Source organism: Arthrobacter sp. KKT183 (assembly GCF_055657625.1).
Genome location: NZ_CM145770.1, coordinates 3,445,470 through 3,461,285 on the forward strand (window position 1 = coordinate 3,445,470; position 15,816 = coordinate 3,461,285).

General features: G+C 62.2%; 7 protein-coding genes and 2 pseudogenes. 4 read left to right on the top strand and 5 right to left on the bottom strand.

All coding sequences use genetic code 11. The features are described from left to right. Positions 1–428 precede the first annotated feature (428 nt). Positions 429–7,292, top strand: a complete 6,864-nt coding sequence (locus ACZ2GY_RS16255) for a fibronectin type III domain-containing protein (protein WP_471672495.1) — start codon at positions 429–431, stop codon at positions 7,290–7,292. A gap of 149 nt (positions 7,293–7,441) precedes the next feature. Beyond that, positions 7,442–7,645, top strand: a pseudogene (locus tag ACZ2GY_RS16260) (hypothetical protein); the annotation flags it as partial. Between the two features lie 441 nt (positions 7,646–8,086). Here ACZ2GY_RS16260 and ACZ2GY_RS16265 read toward each other — a convergent pair. Next, a protein-coding gene (locus ACZ2GY_RS16265) for an IS3 family transposase (RefSeq protein WP_471672496.1) occupies positions 8,087–9,471 on the bottom strand; the annotation gives its coding sequence in 2 pieces (ribosomal slippage) (positions 8,087–9,153 and positions 9,153–9,471; 1,386 coding nt in all). A 247-nt stretch (positions 9,472–9,718) separates the two neighbouring features. Here ACZ2GY_RS16265 and istA point away from each other — a divergent pair. Both istA and istB read left to right on the top strand, forming a co-directional pair. Then, positions 9,719–11,435: pseudogene (istA, locus tag ACZ2GY_RS16270) on the top strand (IS21 family transposase). After that, positions 11,432–12,250: an IS21-like element helper ATPase IstB gene (gene istB, locus ACZ2GY_RS16275; protein WP_471672497.1), complete on the top strand. Its 819-nt coding sequence runs from the start codon at positions 11,432–11,434 to the stop codon at positions 12,248–12,250. Before istA ends, istB begins: the two are co-directional and overlap by 4 nt. A gap of 88 nt (positions 12,251–12,338) precedes the next feature. Here the strand turns inward: istB and ACZ2GY_RS16280 are convergent, their stop codons facing one another. From ACZ2GY_RS16280 to ACZ2GY_RS16295, 4 genes are all read right to left on the bottom strand, one after another. Next, positions 12,339–12,881: a hypothetical protein gene (locus tag ACZ2GY_RS16280; protein WP_471672498.1), complete on the bottom strand. Its 543-nt coding sequence runs from the start codon at positions 12,879–12,881 to the stop codon at positions 12,339–12,341. Positions 12,882–12,895: 14 nt separating this feature from the next. Then, entirely contained in the window at positions 12,896–13,177 is a 282-nt protein-coding gene (locus tag ACZ2GY_RS16285) for a matrixin family metalloprotease (protein ID WP_471672499.1), read from the bottom strand. A 647-nt stretch (positions 13,178–13,824) separates the two neighbouring features. Then, complete coding sequence (locus ACZ2GY_RS16290) at positions 13,825–15,420, bottom strand: multicopper oxidase domain-containing protein (RefSeq protein WP_471672500.1); 1,596 nt, start codon at positions 15,418–15,420, stop codon at positions 13,825–13,827. Next, positions 15,417–15,617 (bottom strand): hypothetical protein, encoded by a 201-nt coding sequence (locus ACZ2GY_RS16295; protein WP_471672501.1) that lies wholly within the window; start codon positions 15,615–15,617, stop codon positions 15,417–15,419. Before ACZ2GY_RS16295 ends, ACZ2GY_RS16290 begins: the two co-directional genes overlap by 4 nt. Positions 15,618–15,816: the final 199 nt, after the last annotated feature.

Genomic DNA, 15,816 nt, shown 5'->3' on the forward strand with positions numbered 1-15,816 from the left:
GAAATACTCGCTGAAACGGTGCGTTCCTACTGGAATAACCTGCTGGCGTTCTGCCGGTGAATTTTGATTGCCAAGCATCCCGCTGGCCGATGAGCGCAGCGGGATGCTTGCCCCGCACACCGGTTCCACTTCGCGTAGCGGCGCTTCCGGCGCCCTGTACTGGCTGGCGTCGACAGGATCATCCGGTACCGTCGCCCTCCGGTCGGGATTCGTGGTGCAGGCGGGCGAATCGACCGCTTCAGCGCGGCGACCGAGCCCCCAGCTCAGGGGCCGCAGATATCGGTGAGCGGCCGGCGGAGATCACCGAGTTGAAGCCATCGGCCTTACGCGGGCTGTGTGCGTAGGCTGCTCCCGGCATAACCCCAAGCTTTCTCCAATGGGCCGGCAACACCATGGTGGTGCTAGATCCTTCCAGAGGCGGGTAGGCCATGAAATCCTTTAATCGATTCTTCGAAAACATTCCGTTCGGCCCAGGCGCCGATGGCCGGCCCAAACGTTCTCCACAGCGAGGTGGTGCAACGGACCATCCGCCGCGTTCACGCGTGGTGGCTGCGGGTCTCGTGCTGCTCCTGCCGCTGGCGATGGTTCTGCCCGTGGCAGGGGGCGCTAACGCTGTGGTCGCGCCGACGGGGCAGGGTTTCGTTGTGACCCCCTCGGATCTGGCGTTCATTTTGAAGCAAATCAAGATTTCTGAAGCCCATGTCGCGAATACCACCTCTGAAACCGGTCCGTGCGGGGCTCTGGTGGGAGATGGACCGAACCAGATTCCAAGCCCGCTTGTGTCCCTCGGGATACGGACAGTCGACGGATCGTGCAACAACCTTCAGCCCGGACAGGAAACTTACGGCGCTGCCGGCGAAGTTTTTCCACGCCTGGCCGCATCCTCGTATGATGCGGCGGAGCCTGGGTCCCTGGGCGGCCCACCGGCGCCGAGCAGCTATGGGCAGAAGTCCGGAAACGTCTTTGATTCTCAGCCGCGGGTGATCAGCAACCTTATTGTGGACCAGACCGCCACGAACCCTGCGGCGGTGGCAGCGGCCGGTTTCCCGGTGAGGTCGCAAGGCAACGAGGGTGTCGTGCCATGCACCACGGACCCGGACGAATTGGCTGTCCCGCCGGTTGCCGGTGTTCCTGCTGGCTGCGTTCCCAGCGGCGAGACCCTGTTCATCCCGAACGTAACCACTGATGTCGGTCTCTCCCCGCCCTTCAACTCGCTGTTCACCTTGTTTGGGCAGTTCTTCGATCATGGGATAGACCAGACGGTCAAGGGTGGCAGCGGCACTGTGTTCGTGCCGCTCAAGAACGATGACCCTCTCGTCCTTGGCCCGGACGGGACTCTGAACACGGGGGACGACCTGGACCCGAACCTGCGCTTCATGGTACTTACCCGCGGCCAGAACCAGCCCGGCCCGGATGGCGTCCTGGGCAACGCCGACGATGTGCAGGACGCACTGAACACCGACACACCCTGGGTGGACCAGAGTCAAACCTACGCGTCCAATCCATCGCATCAGGTCTTCCTGCGGGAGTATGTGAACAACAGTGCCGGACGGCCGGTCAGCACAGGCACCCTCCTCGGGGGGGCCGCCGGTCCGACAGCTGAGGGTATGTCCACCTGGGCGACCGTTAAGGATCAGGCTGCAAGTCTCCTCGGACTGCGGCTCGAAGATCAGGACGTATTCGACGTACCGATGATCGCCGTTGATCCGTACGGAAAGTTCATCCCCGGCCCGGCACGGGGTTTGCCGCAGTATGTCACGGCCGGTGGACTGGTCGAGGGCAATACCGCCAGCCCTGTGCCCGTTCCGGCGGATGTGAGGACCATCAACATTCCGTTCCTCACCGATATTGCGAACAACGCCGCCCCGAATCCGGGCTTCACACCCGATCCGGACAGTGTGGTCACCCCGTCGTTGACCCCGTGCGCTCGGCCAGGCTTCCCCGCAGGGTGCGTCAACCAGTACGACGACGAGATCCTTGACATGCATTTCACGGCCGGTGATGGTCGCGTCAACGAAAACGTTGGTTTGACCGCTGTGCACCAGGTTTTTCACTCCGAGCACAACCGTCTGGTGGAAGATATCAAGAACGTCCTCACCAATGACACCTCGGCTGCCGGCGTGAAGGCCCTGGCCGAATGGAAGTCAGCCCTCGGGGCCGACGGCTGGAACGGTGAACGCATCTTCCAGGCAGCACGGTTCATCACCGAGATGGAGTACCAGCATCTGGTGTTCGAGGAGTTTGCCCGCAAGGTGCAGCCAGCCATCAACCCCTTCGTGCCGACCGCTTTCACCATGTCGGACGTCGACCCTGCAGTAACTGCCGAATTCGCCCACGCGGTCTACCGCTTCGGGCATTCGATGCTGACCGAAACGATCTCCCGAAGGAACGAAGACCAACCGGGACCAGATACTGTATTCGGCACATCCGATGACATACCCGGAAGCCAGAACGACATCTCGCTGCTGAATGGTTTCCTGAATCCGCCTGCCTACACCGACGGCGGGCCCGCAGGACCGCTTACGGCGAAGGAGGCCGCGGGCAGCGTATTCATGGGCATGGCGGATCAGACCGGTAACGAAATCGATGAGTTTGTCACTGACACGCTTCGGAATAACCTGCTCGGGCTGCCGTTGGATTTGGCGACCATTAACATCACCCGTGCCCGGTCCGAAGGCATGCCGCGGTTGAACGAATTCCGCCGGGAGCTATTCGGTGCGACGAATGATCCTCAGCTGACGCCCTACGTGAACTGGATCGACTTCGGCGAGAACCTCAAGAACCCTGCGTCGATCATCAATTTCATCGCCGCTTACGGGAAGCACCCAAGCATCACGGGCGCTACGACGCTTGAAGCCAAGCGAACAGCCGCCCGGCTGATCGTCAGCCCCAACCTGGGCGAAACTCCTCCGGATGACGCCGGCGCATTCATGAACAGTACGGACGCCTGGGCAAATGATGGCACCGGCTCACGCACGGGTCTTGACGATGTGGACCTCTGGATCGGTGGACTTGCTGAGAAGACGAATCTGTTCGGTGGCCTGTTGGGCAGCACGTTCAATTTTGTCTTCGAGTCCCAGATGACCGACCTCCAGAATGGTGACCGCCTGTACTATCTGGCACGTACGCCCGGCATGAACCTCAGGACGCAGCTTGAGGGCAACTCCTTCTCCGAACTGGTCATGCGCAACACCAACGCCAAGGCCTTCAAAGCCGATCCCTTCGCAACGTCGGACTGCAAGTTTGAGCTGAAGAACCTGGCCGGCACACCCGAAGGCTTCACCGCGTCCGGCAACACCGTTACCGACGATCCGGCGTCCGAGTGTGACGAAACGGCGCTGCTGCTGCGGCAGCCCGACGGAACCATCAAGTACCGCGCACGGAACACCGTTGATCCTGCCGGCATCAACGGTCAAAGCGTCTTCAATGGCACCGCAGCCCCGGACCGCGTCTATGGAGGCGCTGATAACGACACCTTCTGGGGAAACGAGGGCAACGACGTCATCGAAGGCGGGGACGGCGGCGACGTCGTCCTGGGCGGCGAGGGCAACGATAGAATCGCTGACCTCAGCGGCGACGACGTCCTGAAGGGCGGTCCCGGTAATGACGCGATGGATGGAGGAAACGGTCTCGATCTGTTGATGGGCGGTGAAGGAAACGACTTCACCAACGGTGGAGCCAATGGAAACATCACCTTCGCAGGCGGCGGTGACGACTTCATGATTCTGGGTGAGGGCACCGACAACGGGATCGGTGACAGCGGCGATGACTGGATCGAGGGCGCGGGCCAAGGCGACGGCCTACGCGGAGATAGCGCCAGCCAGTTCTTCACCGACGACAACAAACCCGGCAATGACATCATGATCGGCCAAAGTGGTGATGACGATTACGACGGGGAAGGCGGAGATGACATCGGGGTTGCCGGCCCTGGAATCGAGAAGTACGCCGGCGCTGCAGGCTTTGACTGGTTGACAGGCGTCGGTGACCCTCAACGGCAGAATGCCGATCTGACCCTCGTCATTCCACCGTTGGACATCCTGACAACCGAGGTTCGCGACCGGTTCGACGAGGTCGAGGCCCTGTCGGGTTGGAGGTATGACGATGTCCTCCGTGGTGATGACGTGATCCCCAGCACGCTTGGTGGGGATGGTGCGATCGGGTGTGACGCTCTCGACCAGCCTGGCCTGGACCGTGTCTCCGGCCTGGACACCCTGGTGCCCGCCTTGGCCACCCCGGTCGGGCCGGTCATCGACGCATCGTTGGCAAGCGAATGCCCGCTGGTCGGCCCGAACGTCTGGGGTGAGGGCAACATCCTCCTCGGAGGTGCCGGAAGCGACTTGCTGGAGGGGCGCGGTGCGGACGACATCCTCGACGGCGACGCCTACCTCAACGTCCGGCTGAGCGTACGCACCGACGCCGCTGACCCCGCCACCGAAATCGGCAGCGCCAGTGGAATGAACGAGCCCTACCTCGCCGGAGAATTGACCACCCTGCAGCAAGCGGTCTTCGCCGGAACGGTTGATCCCGGCACCATCGTCGCAGTCCGGGAGGTTCTCACACCGGCAAACGAAACATCTGTTGACACCGCTCAGTTCTCCGATCTTGAGGAAAACTACGATGTGACCACTGTTGGCGGCGCCATGGGCTCCCCCGGAGCGGTGACGACGGTGGTGCACGCACGCGGAACCCTCGCGGACGGCACCGACACCCTGCGCAACGTGGAGCGGCTCACCTTCTCCGACTCTGTCATTCCTGGCGCTCCAACCATCGGCACGGCCACCGCAGGCGATACCACGGCGACTGTGAACTGGGTCCAACCCGTGGGAACCGTGACCGGATACTCGGTGCGGGTAGTCGACGCAGCGGGAACACAGGTAGGGGCACTGCGGCCGGCCGCCGCTAACGCTACGAGCCTGGCGGTGACCGGGCTGACCAACGGCCAGGCCTACCGGTTCCAGGTTCAGGCAACCAACAATGTCGGAACCGGCGCCTTCTCAGCACTATCCAACGCAGTAACCCCGGCCGTACCAACGGCCGTGCCGGGTGCACCAACTATCGGTGCAGCCACGGCAGGTAATGCCACCGCAACGGCGAACTGGACCGCACCGGCGTCGAACGGCGGATCGGCCATCACCGGATACTCGGTGCGGGTGGTCGACGCAGCGGGAACACAGGTAGGGGCACTGCGGCCGGCCGCCGCTAACGCTACGAGCCTGGCGGTGACCGGGCTGACCAACGGCCAGGCCTACCGGTTCCAGGTTCAGGCAACCAACAATGTCGGAACCGGCGCCTTCTCAGCACTATCCAACGCAGTAACCCCGGCCGTACCAACGGCCGTGCCGGGTGCACCAACTATCGGTGCAGCCACGGCAGGTAATGCCACCGCAACGGCGAACTGGACCGCACCGGCGTCGAACGGCGGATCGGCCATCACCGGATACTCGGTGCGGGTGGTCGACGCAGCGGGAACACAGGTAGGGGCACTGCGGCCGGCCGCCGCTAACGCTACGAGCCTGGCGGTGACCGGGCTGACCAACGGCCAGGCCTACCGGTTCCAGGTTCAGGCAACCAACAATGTCGGAACCGGCGCCTTCTCAGCACTATCCAACGCAGTAACCCCGGCCGTACCAACGGCCGTGCCGGGTGCACCAACTATCGGTGCAGCCACGGCAGGTAATGCCACCGCAACGGCGAACTGGACCGCACCGGCGTCGAACGGCGGATCGGCCATCACCGGATACTCGGTGCGGGTGGTCGACGCAGCGGGAACACAGGTAGGGGCACTGCGGCCGGCCGCCGCTAACGCTACGAGCCTGGCGGTGACCGGGCTGACCAACGGCCAGGCCTACCGGTTCCAGGTTCAGGCAACCAACAATGTCGGAACCGGCGCCTTCTCAGCACTATCCAACGCAGTAACCCCGGCCGTACCAACGGCCGTGCCGGGTGCACCAACTATCGGTGCAGCCACGGCAGGTAATGCCACCGCAACGGCGAACTGGACCGCACCGGCGTCGAACGGCGGATCGGCCATCACCGGATACTCGGTGCGGGTGGTCGACGCAGCGGGAACACAGGTAGGGGCACTGCGGCCGGCCGCCGCTAACGCTACGAGCCTGGCGGTGACCGGGCTGACCAACGGCCAGGCCTACCGGTTCCAGGTTCAGGCAACCAACAATGTCGGAACCGGCGCCTTCTCAGCACTATCCAACGCAGTAACCCCGGCCGCACCAACGGCCGTGCCGGGTGCACCAACTATCGGTGCAGCCACGGCAGGTAATGCCACCGCAACGGCGAACTGGACCGCACCGGCGTCGAACGGCGGATCGGCCATCACCGGATACTCGGTGCGGGTGGTCGACGCAGCGGGAACACAGGTAGGGGCACTGCGGCCGGCCGCCGCTAACGCTACGAGCCTGGCGGTGACCGGGCTGACCAACGGCCAGGCCTACCGGTTCCAGGTTCAGGCAACCAACAATGTCGGAACCGGCGCCTTCTCAGCACTATCCAACGCAGTAACCCCGGCCAGCCCGGTTGCGCCTGTGACGGTGCAGAAGGACCTGAACGGTGACGCCAATCCGGATGTGGTGGTGCGCAACTCCGCCGGTCAACTGCTGCTCTACCCGGGCAATGGAACCGGCGGGTTCCAGGCGAGCCGGGTGATCGGCAGCGGCTGGAACTCCATGAACGCCATCCTGATGCCCGGTGACTTCAGCGGCGATGGAAGGTCCGACGTCGTTGCCCGGGACACCAGCGGGCGGCTGTGGTTGTACGCGGGCACCGGGACAGGTGCCCTCACGAGGGGTGTTCAGATCGGGCAGGGCTGGAGCGGTCTGACGATCGTTACCCCCGGTGATTTCGACGGCGACGGCAACGTGGACCTGATGGCCCGCTTCGACAATGGAACGCTGCAGCTCTACCCCGGCAATGGTTCAGGCGGTTTCCTGCCGCGCGAACAGATCGGATCCGGCTGGAACGGCTTCACCATTGTGGGTCCCGGCGACTTCAGCGGCGACGGAAACGCCGACTTGCTGGCACGTGACTCCGCAGGGCGGCTCTTCCTCTACCCGGGCAACGGAACGGGCGGCTTCGGCACCCGCACCCAGCCGGGCACCGGCTGGAACGGCTTCACCCTCGTTGCCCCCGGCGACTTCGACGGGGACAGCAACGCGGACCTGCTGGCACGCGACTCCGCAGGGCGGCTCTTCCTCTACTCGGGCAACGGTTCCGGCGGGTTCGCCGGCCGAGTCCAGAACGGCACCGGCTGGGGAGGATTCACCTTGATGGTCCAGTAACACCAGCGACACCTCACAATGAAAGCCCGGCCCGTTTCCTCCGACGGCCGGGCTTTCATTGTGATGTTCCGACGATGTGCTGCCTGAACCCGTGTGAGCCTAAATTTTGGTCCACCGATCAGCAAGGTTGTCGGCAGCTGTGCAGGCTCGCTGCCGCCACCTCGCTGCTCCACCTGCCGCGGTCCGCACGCAAGGCGCTGCCCTATATGCACCCCGGGCGCGTGGACGTGATCGGTGCTGGCGCCCTCATCTGGCGCACTATTGTCCGGCGGGTCGCGGAAGCCACGGAGCCCCGCAGTTTCTTCGGGCGACCGTTGAACGGCATGTTCAAGAGGCTAAGGCGAAAAGGGTAGTTTACGAGGAAGAGATAGTGGTGTCCTTTACCCGACTTCATGGACGCCCTCGGTTACGGCAGGCAGTGCGAGACGGCTCGGCCAGGGTGTTCTTACCCGGCGCACCGACCTGTTCTGGGTCGCTAGCCCGGTTTCTCAGGCCGGGATGCTCACCGCGGGAGGAGAACACGCCTCGGACTCGGACGGGTTCTACGACGCAACCAGGCCCTGGCTGGGAGAAGAACCTCGTGAGCACCGATAGTGCCAGGGCCTGACGGAAGTTTCCTCTGGCAGCCTGCATAACCTGCGCGCAGTTCTTCTCCAGCTACCCTCCCGGTTCGGCAAGGCACACATATGGTCCACTAGAGCACCGACGGTTAGGCCCTTTGACTGTGACAGGTTTAGATGGCCCCGGTACGGAATTTTTCAAGTCAAGCGGTACCAAGGTGAGTTAGACGGAGGTTAGGCCGCCGTTTCTCCGGCGGTTTCGGTCGGTTGGTTGATCCATGCCGGTCCGGGTAGAGCGAGGATCTTGGGATCGGTAGCGGTGCTGAATCGGTGGGGGTGCTTGTTCCTGGCCGCGGCCAGGGTTTGTGAGCGCTTTATGGCCACTGCGTCGGCGAAGCCGTAGTGCACGTTGGCCGGGGTGTGGAACCCGATGCCGGAGTGCTGGTGATGGTGGTTGTACCAGTCCACGAATTCGTTGATGAAGGCCCGCGCATCGCCGAGTGAGGCGAAGCGTTCGGGGAATGTCGGCCCGTATTTCATGGACTTGAAAAGCGACTCTGAGTATGGATTATCGTTGCTCACCCGGGGTCGGGAATGGGATCGGGTGATCTCCAGGTCAGAGAGCAGCGCGGCCACAGTCTTCGACGTCATCGACGTCCCGCGGTCGGCGTGAACCACCTCCGGGATGCCATGGACGCCGAAGATCTCCCGCATCATCTCCACGGCCAGGATCCCTGATTCGGTGGCGTGCACATGCGCCCCGACGATGAACCTCGAATAGATGTCCACCATCAGGTAGCAGTCGAAGTACTTGCCCTTGACCGAGCCGGCGAGCTTGGTGATATCCCAGCTGAGCACTTGTCCAGGGGCGGTGGCAACCAGTTCCGGGATGGCCCGGGCCGGATGCTTGGCCAGCCGGCGGCGTTCCTTGACCTGCTTATTCTCCTCCAGTACCCGGTAGAACGTGGAGACCGAACCCAGGTAGGTCCCCGCATCCAGCAGCTTCGCGTAGACCTGCAGCGGTGCCAGGTCCACGAACTCCGGCGAGTTCAAGGCCGCCAGGATCTCGGCCCGCTCCGCGGTGCTGAGCTTGTTCGGCGGCACCGCCGGTTCCTGGTCCACCGGTACGGCAGGCTTGCGGTAGATCGTGGTCCGTGAAAGCCCGACCAAGGCAGCGGCCTGCCGCGTCGGAACGGCAGCGTTCACCAACTGCCGGTAGGCGCTGGTCATCTCTTCTTGGACTTCGGCTCGTCCGGCGATTCCGCGATGGCGTTCTCGAAGAACGCCGAGAGTTTTCCCATGACCTCCAAGGCTGCCTCGGTCTTGTTCAACCGGCTCTCGCTCACCTCCAACTGGCGGCGCAGACGTGCGATCTCGGCCTGCTCCCGGGACAGCTTCCCGATCGTCTCCCCGGCTTTCTTGCCAGCAAGGACACCGCCATCACGCAGCTTGCGCCACTCAGCGATCTGAGAGGAATACAGCCCATGCTCACGCAGGAACGCACCGCCCTCCTGACGGGTGCAGGCATCCTCGTACTGCGCTAAAAACTCAAGCTTCTGCGCTGGGGTAAAAGACCTTCGAGGGGTCGGGCCACCGGCACGCGGTCCGGAACTACTCATGGATCCATCTTGGCCTACCTTGGCCAAAACTAGATTAGACATAATGATCGGTTTCCTGGTTCTCGCCCCACGCGATTAAGCTGACTTGCTCTGTCACCGTGGTACCGCTCCAGCCTGACACGTAGGGGTAGGACGCTTATATCTGGCCCCACTTTATGACTCGCCGGGTTGTTGTGACGGTTATATGTGGCCCCACCGCCACCGTTGGACTCATCAAATTGATGAGTGCGATGGAGGGCTGGTCTGGATGGAGTCGAGAGTGGAGATATTCGCACGGATACGAAGGGATGCCCGGGTTGAGGGCCTCTCGGTTCGTGCGCTGGCAACCCGATATGGGGTTCACCGGAGGACAGTCCGGCAAGCCCTTGCCTCAGCATCACCGCCAGAGCGAAAGCCAAGACAAGGCGTGTCCTGGAGGTTGGATCCCTTCAAGGCTGCCATCGACACGATGCTCATCGAGGACACGACTGCGCCCAGGAAGCAACGCCATACCGCGCGCAGAATCCTCGCCCGGCTTATCGAAGAACACGCGGCTGAGCAATTGTCGTATTCAACCGTCCGCGATTACGTGCGGGTTCGTCGGGCGCAGATCGATGTCGAGGCCGGCCGACGGGTAGAGGTCTTCATTCCCCAGGAACATGCCCCGGGCGCTGAAGCCGAGGTCGACTTCGGAGAGGTGTGGGTGGTGCTCAACGGGGTGAAGACGAAATGTCACATGTTCGTCCTGCGGCTCTCCCACTCCGGCAAGGCTATCCACCGCGTTTATCCGACGCAGGCCCAGGAAGCCTTCCTCGAAGGCCATATTGATGCCCTCACTGTGCTGGGTGGTATCCCGACCAAACACATCCGCTATGACAACTTGACCAGTGCGGTCACTGCCGTGGTGTTCGGGCAAGGACGCCAACGTAAAGAGAACGACCGATGGGTACTGTTCCGCTCCCACTACGGTTTCGATGCGTTCTACTGCCAACCCGGGATCACCGGGGCGCACGAGAAGGGCGGGGTTGAGGGTGAAGTGGGATGGTTCCGCCGCAACCGACTCTCACCAATGCCTGCCGTCGAATCGTTGGATGAGCTCAATGACCGCATCCGACTCTGGGAGGCCCAGGACGACCGCCGGCGAATCAACGACCGGATCCGCACCATCGGTCAGGACTTCAACACCGAGCGAACATTCCTCGCAGCATTACCCGCAGAATCCTTCGATCCCGGGTTGGTACTGCATCCCAGGGTGGACCGGTCAGCGATGATCACCGTCCGAACGGTGAAGTACTCCGTCCCAGCCCGGTTCATCGGTAGAAACGTGCGGGTCTCTTTGCGGGCCTCCGAGGTCTTGGTCCTCGACGGACGGATGGTGGTTGCCAGGCATCAACGGATCATCGTCAAGCACGGCCAATCCGTGCAGCTGGATCACTACCTCGAGGTCCTCAAAACCAAACCCGGTGCCCTTCCCGGTTCCACCGCACTGGCCCGGGCCCGCGATGCCGGGACATTCACCAGCGCCCATGACGCGTTCTGGGCTGCCTCCCGCCGAGTCAACGGAGACGCGGACGGCACCCGGGAACTCATCGACGTCCTCCTGCTCCACCGTTTCATGGGGCGCCGAAGACATCGAAGCTGGGATCTCCGCAGCGCTGAGTGTGGGCGCGGTCAGCGCCGACGTCGTGGCGGTTGAAGCACGCCGCCATGTAGCGAGGACTTATGCAACGGGAGATGGCTCGCAGGCTTCTGGGGATGGAGCCACTTTGGACCGTCAGTCCATCGCCTACCGTGGTGCTCAGAATGAGAAGAAAGTGCACCGGGTTGTCAGTTTAACTCAGCGCCGCCTGATGGAACCGGCCGCTGTGATCGCTGGCCTGCCGTCAGACAGCCGACCGGTCCCATCGGTGAGCGTGTATGACGAACTGCTTGCAAAACGCAGTCACACAGCCGCCGCCAGCGCGTCGAAGGAGAACATCTCATGAGCCCTAACGCCCCCACCACTGTCACCCCGACCTTGCGGCGGCGCCGAGGGCTCACTGAACAGGCCGCTGTCGCGGCCGTCGATCAGGCCTGCCGAAGGCTGCGTCTACCCACGGTCCGGGCAGTTATTGACGAAGCGCTGAGCGTCGCCGGGAAAGAGCAGCTGTCTTATCAGGGTTTCCTAGCCGAGCTACTGCTGGCCGAATGCGATGACCGGGACAGACGCTCATCAATCCGTCGGGTCAAAGCCGCGAACTTCCCACGGGATAAATGGCTGGGGGACTTCGACTTCGACGCGAACCCCAACATCAACCCCGCCACCATCCACACTCTTACCACCGGGGAGTGGATCCGGAAAGGATCACCGCTCTGCCTCATCGGGGACTCCGGCACCGGCAAATCCCACCTGCTCATCGGGCTAGGTACCGCAGCAGCAGAGAAGGGCTACCGGGTCAGATACACCCTCGCCACCCGGCTCGTGAACGAACTCGTCGAAGCCGCCGACGAGAAAGTGCTCGCCAAAACCATCGCTCGCTACGGGAGAGTGGACCTGCTCTGCATCGACGAACTCGGTTATATGGAGTTGGACCGTCGCGGCGCTGAGTTGCTTTTCCAGGTTTTGACTGAACGTGAGGAGAAGAACTCCATCGCGATCGCCTCCAACGAGTCTTTCTCCGGCTGGACCAAAACTTTCACCGATCCCAGGCTCTGCGCCGCTATCGTCGACCGGCTCACCTTCAACGGCTCAATCATTGAAACCGGCACCGATTCTTACCGGCTTGCCCACACCAAGGCGCAACAGTTGGTCAAGGAGTAGCGACTTTAGGGGGCAGATTGGAAGAAGCAGCAAAAGGGGGACGTTACCTCTACACGGTGATAACGTCCCCCTCTATTGTGCGTCGGCCTTATTCGTTGCTGAGTCTTTCGGTTTCGGCGATAACCGCGGAGACATCCTTGGATGTACCGATGTCGGTCAGTGTGGATGCCGGCAGAGGGAGTGCTTTGCCTTCGGCAACGGTCATTCGTCCAGTTGGACCGCTCAGGGTTGCATAGCCGGCCGGAACTTTCTGGAGGTAGAAGATACCGCGCTCTCCTACCTCTAATAGCGGGTTGTCCTTATCCAGGAAGGCTACGCCGTCGAGGGTGCCCCCAGTTTGGTGGATGGTGACTTGGTTACCTTCCGCGCCGCCCTTCACCCATTTCTCAACCTCCACCAGAGCATTGGTAAATGGAAGTCCGTCCACAGGTGGAGCATCGACGGATGCGGTCACCGTTCCCACGACCACTGCATCGGCGGCCTTAGTCAGACCAGGAACAGTCGTGAACAGTTCTGCGTAGCTTGGGGTAAGGCTCATTACCTTGTTCGCTTCGCTACTCTGTCCGGTACTACACCCTGTCAGCATCAATCCCGCGACCAGCAGTATGCCAACTATTTTTGTCTTGTTCATCGTCCTTATCCCCCTCAGTAGAGCCTGTTAATTCCGGTGATTTCGTCGTTGGTGGGGTAGTAGATCCCTCCACGGAGTGGCGTATTTCCGGCCATAAGCGTCTGGTAGTTCACATCAGCCAGCCCGATGGTGTGGCCGATCTCGTGTGCGGCGACTCCCCGGGTCTTGATGTTCGTGTACCCGTTCGTGTACCTGGTGTTCAGGTATGCATTAGCTGGTGATAGGAAGACGCCGCCGGACCTGGATGTGTAAGCGATGCCGTCCCAGGTGACGTTGGCATTGTAGGTTTCATTCAAGGTGATGTTGCTTCCTGGAGAACCCGCATACAGGTTTACATCGGTCGCTTGGGACCAGTTATCTCGAGCAGCGGTCCATGCTGACACGCTTTTCGACGACATGGGGTACATGTAGACAGTGATGTTTGCAGACCCCCATTTTCCTCCGTTGTAAACGTACGCATTAGCACCAGACGCGGAGAGCAGAATCATGAGCGTGGCAATCATCGTGATCACCGTAGCTTTAAGAGACTTTCGAGCTTCTAACACAGATCCCCCTTATTCACAAAAGTAGTAAGTGAGTTGAACGTAAGGTTCTCCGGCTACAACCGCAAGGGGGCGGCAGTCGCGATGGCCAAATCGTTACACGTGACACGTTGAAACTCTCGGTATCCATCCCAGCCCGCTGCATCGACAGAGTTCGGCCGCTTCACAGTGGTCGCTGCTGTCCGCGAAACAGTAGACCAAGGTGGGGCCAGAAATAACCGTCCTACCGGGGCCAGTTTTACTTGACACACTCACCCTTAATGGCCCGTTAGGGGTATCCCTATTTTTAAGCAGCCCCGACCGGCGCAATTGTCATCGACAATCACCTTGCGAGAAGTATGCGGTGGGGCGACAGATGCCAGAGGTTCACAGGCGCCGCTCATTTCGTTGGTCCGAGTGGGTTAGCTGGCCTCGATGGGGACGGTGCGTGTTCCGACTACCACTCCGGTGATCCAGTCTTCCCATTCGACGCGCATGTAGTAACGGCCGGGTGCCGGCGGGTGCAGCAGCATGTCGTAGCGCTCGGCGGCACCGTAGGCGAGCCTGCTGGTCATCAACGGGTATCCTGCGTCCCTGCAGCTGATAGCGGGGGCCCCTGGTACTGAGGTGTCTCGGTACGGGCGGCCATCATGGCAGATGATTTCAGCTAGCTTCACTTCCTCCCCTGCGGCGTTGGTGAAGGTAACCATATTGGGCAGATAGTTGGCATTCACTGTCCTCAACAGTGTTGGTTTTTTTGGGCCGCCCACCACATTGGCGCGCAGACCGGACAGGCTCCACACACGCTCCCTGCCCGCCGGGCGCCGTACCAGTTCTCCACCTAACAGGTAGAAGTGTTTGGGCTCGAATCGGTTGAGGCCGGCGTCCTCCCCTGATAGGCCCTCAGCGTGGCCCATCTCATGCCAGCGGGGGTCAAGGCAGTACGGAGCGAAGAGTGCCTCGGTGTCGATGTCGTACTCGGGGCCGTCAACGAAGGCGCGACGGGCGCCGGGAGTCACCGGGTAGTCCGGGTGTACTACCGGGTCGATGACCAGTGGGCCGAACATTCCCATCTGGACATGCAGTGGCGTGTTGACGTGGCAGTGATAGAAGTAGGTTCCTGCTGCCCCGTAATTGGGGTCGCCGGGGCGGCCTGGCTCGGGCTGGTACTGGTAGGTGTACTCTCCGTCGACTTCGAAGGAGGTGTGTCCCACGCCGTCGTTGCGCGGATCGGGTTCCATCCCGTGCCAGTGAATCGTGTGTGGGCCCATGCTCGGGCTGACGGCGCCGTGAAAGATTTTGCCTTCCTGCAACCTGAGCGTGGGGCCGGGGAAACCCCGTTCGTACGTCTCATCCTCGAAGCTCCACATCTCAAACGTAGCGCCGTCATCCATCCGGAGTTCGCGGTTGTGGACGTCCAGCTGGACCGATTGCGCCGGAGTCTGTCGGAATTCGGTGACCGGGTTCTCCACCTCCAGCTGGTCTGAGCTGAAGTCCACCTGGCTCTGGAACCGGTGGTGCAGAGTCTCCTCGGCTCCCGGCGTGGGCGCCGGCGTCGGTGAAGGCGAGGCTGATGCTGTTGGTGTCGCTGTCGCCGTCGGCGCCACGGTTGCCGTGGGTGCCACGGTTGCCGTGGGTGCCACGGTTGCTGTCGGTGCCGTTGTCGCCGTGGGTGCCACTGTTGCCGTGGGTTTGGTTGTTGCGCTGGGCTGTGCTGTGGCGGTTGGTTGTGCTGTCGCGGTTGGTTTGGTCGTTGTGGACGGTTTGGGAGTGGCCTTAGCTGTGGTGGGTCGCGGGCTCGGCGACGGTTTGCGAGTGGTGGGTTTGGGAGTGGGTTTCGGGGTCGGGGTGGGCTTCGGTGCGGGTTTAACACGCTTCGCCCGTTGGCGTTGTGCTTCCGCGCGTTTGCGTGCTTCCTCCTGCCGTTTGCGTTCGGCGAGTTCCTGCGCTCTCTCGATTGCACGGACCGAGCGTCGGCTCGTGCGTGTTTCGTTGCGTTTGCGGCTGAAGATGCTCACGGTGTGGCTCCTGGGTTCGGGCCCTTGAGGGTCCAGTGGGCGACGAGGCCGCCGGGGTATAGGCCGCCGGCTGCTGTTTGTGATGGTTCGGCGTGGCAGTGCATCGGGTAGACCCAGTCACCGGTCCGGGCGAACCAGACCGGATCGATCGCGTCCGGTGGCCGCTTGATCGGGATGATGATGTCCTTGCGGTCCATCGTTTCGAGTTCGACGACGTCTTCCCACTGCTGCAGGACATGACAGCCTTCGTACTGCCGGAGTCCAGTACCCCGACCCGGGCCGCTGCCATACCCAGCGGGACCATCACCACGAGGAACGCACCATAAACGGGGATAACCGACAGCAGGGAACCGATCTCGTTTCCGACGCCGACGATCTGCGAGCCGATGACGACGG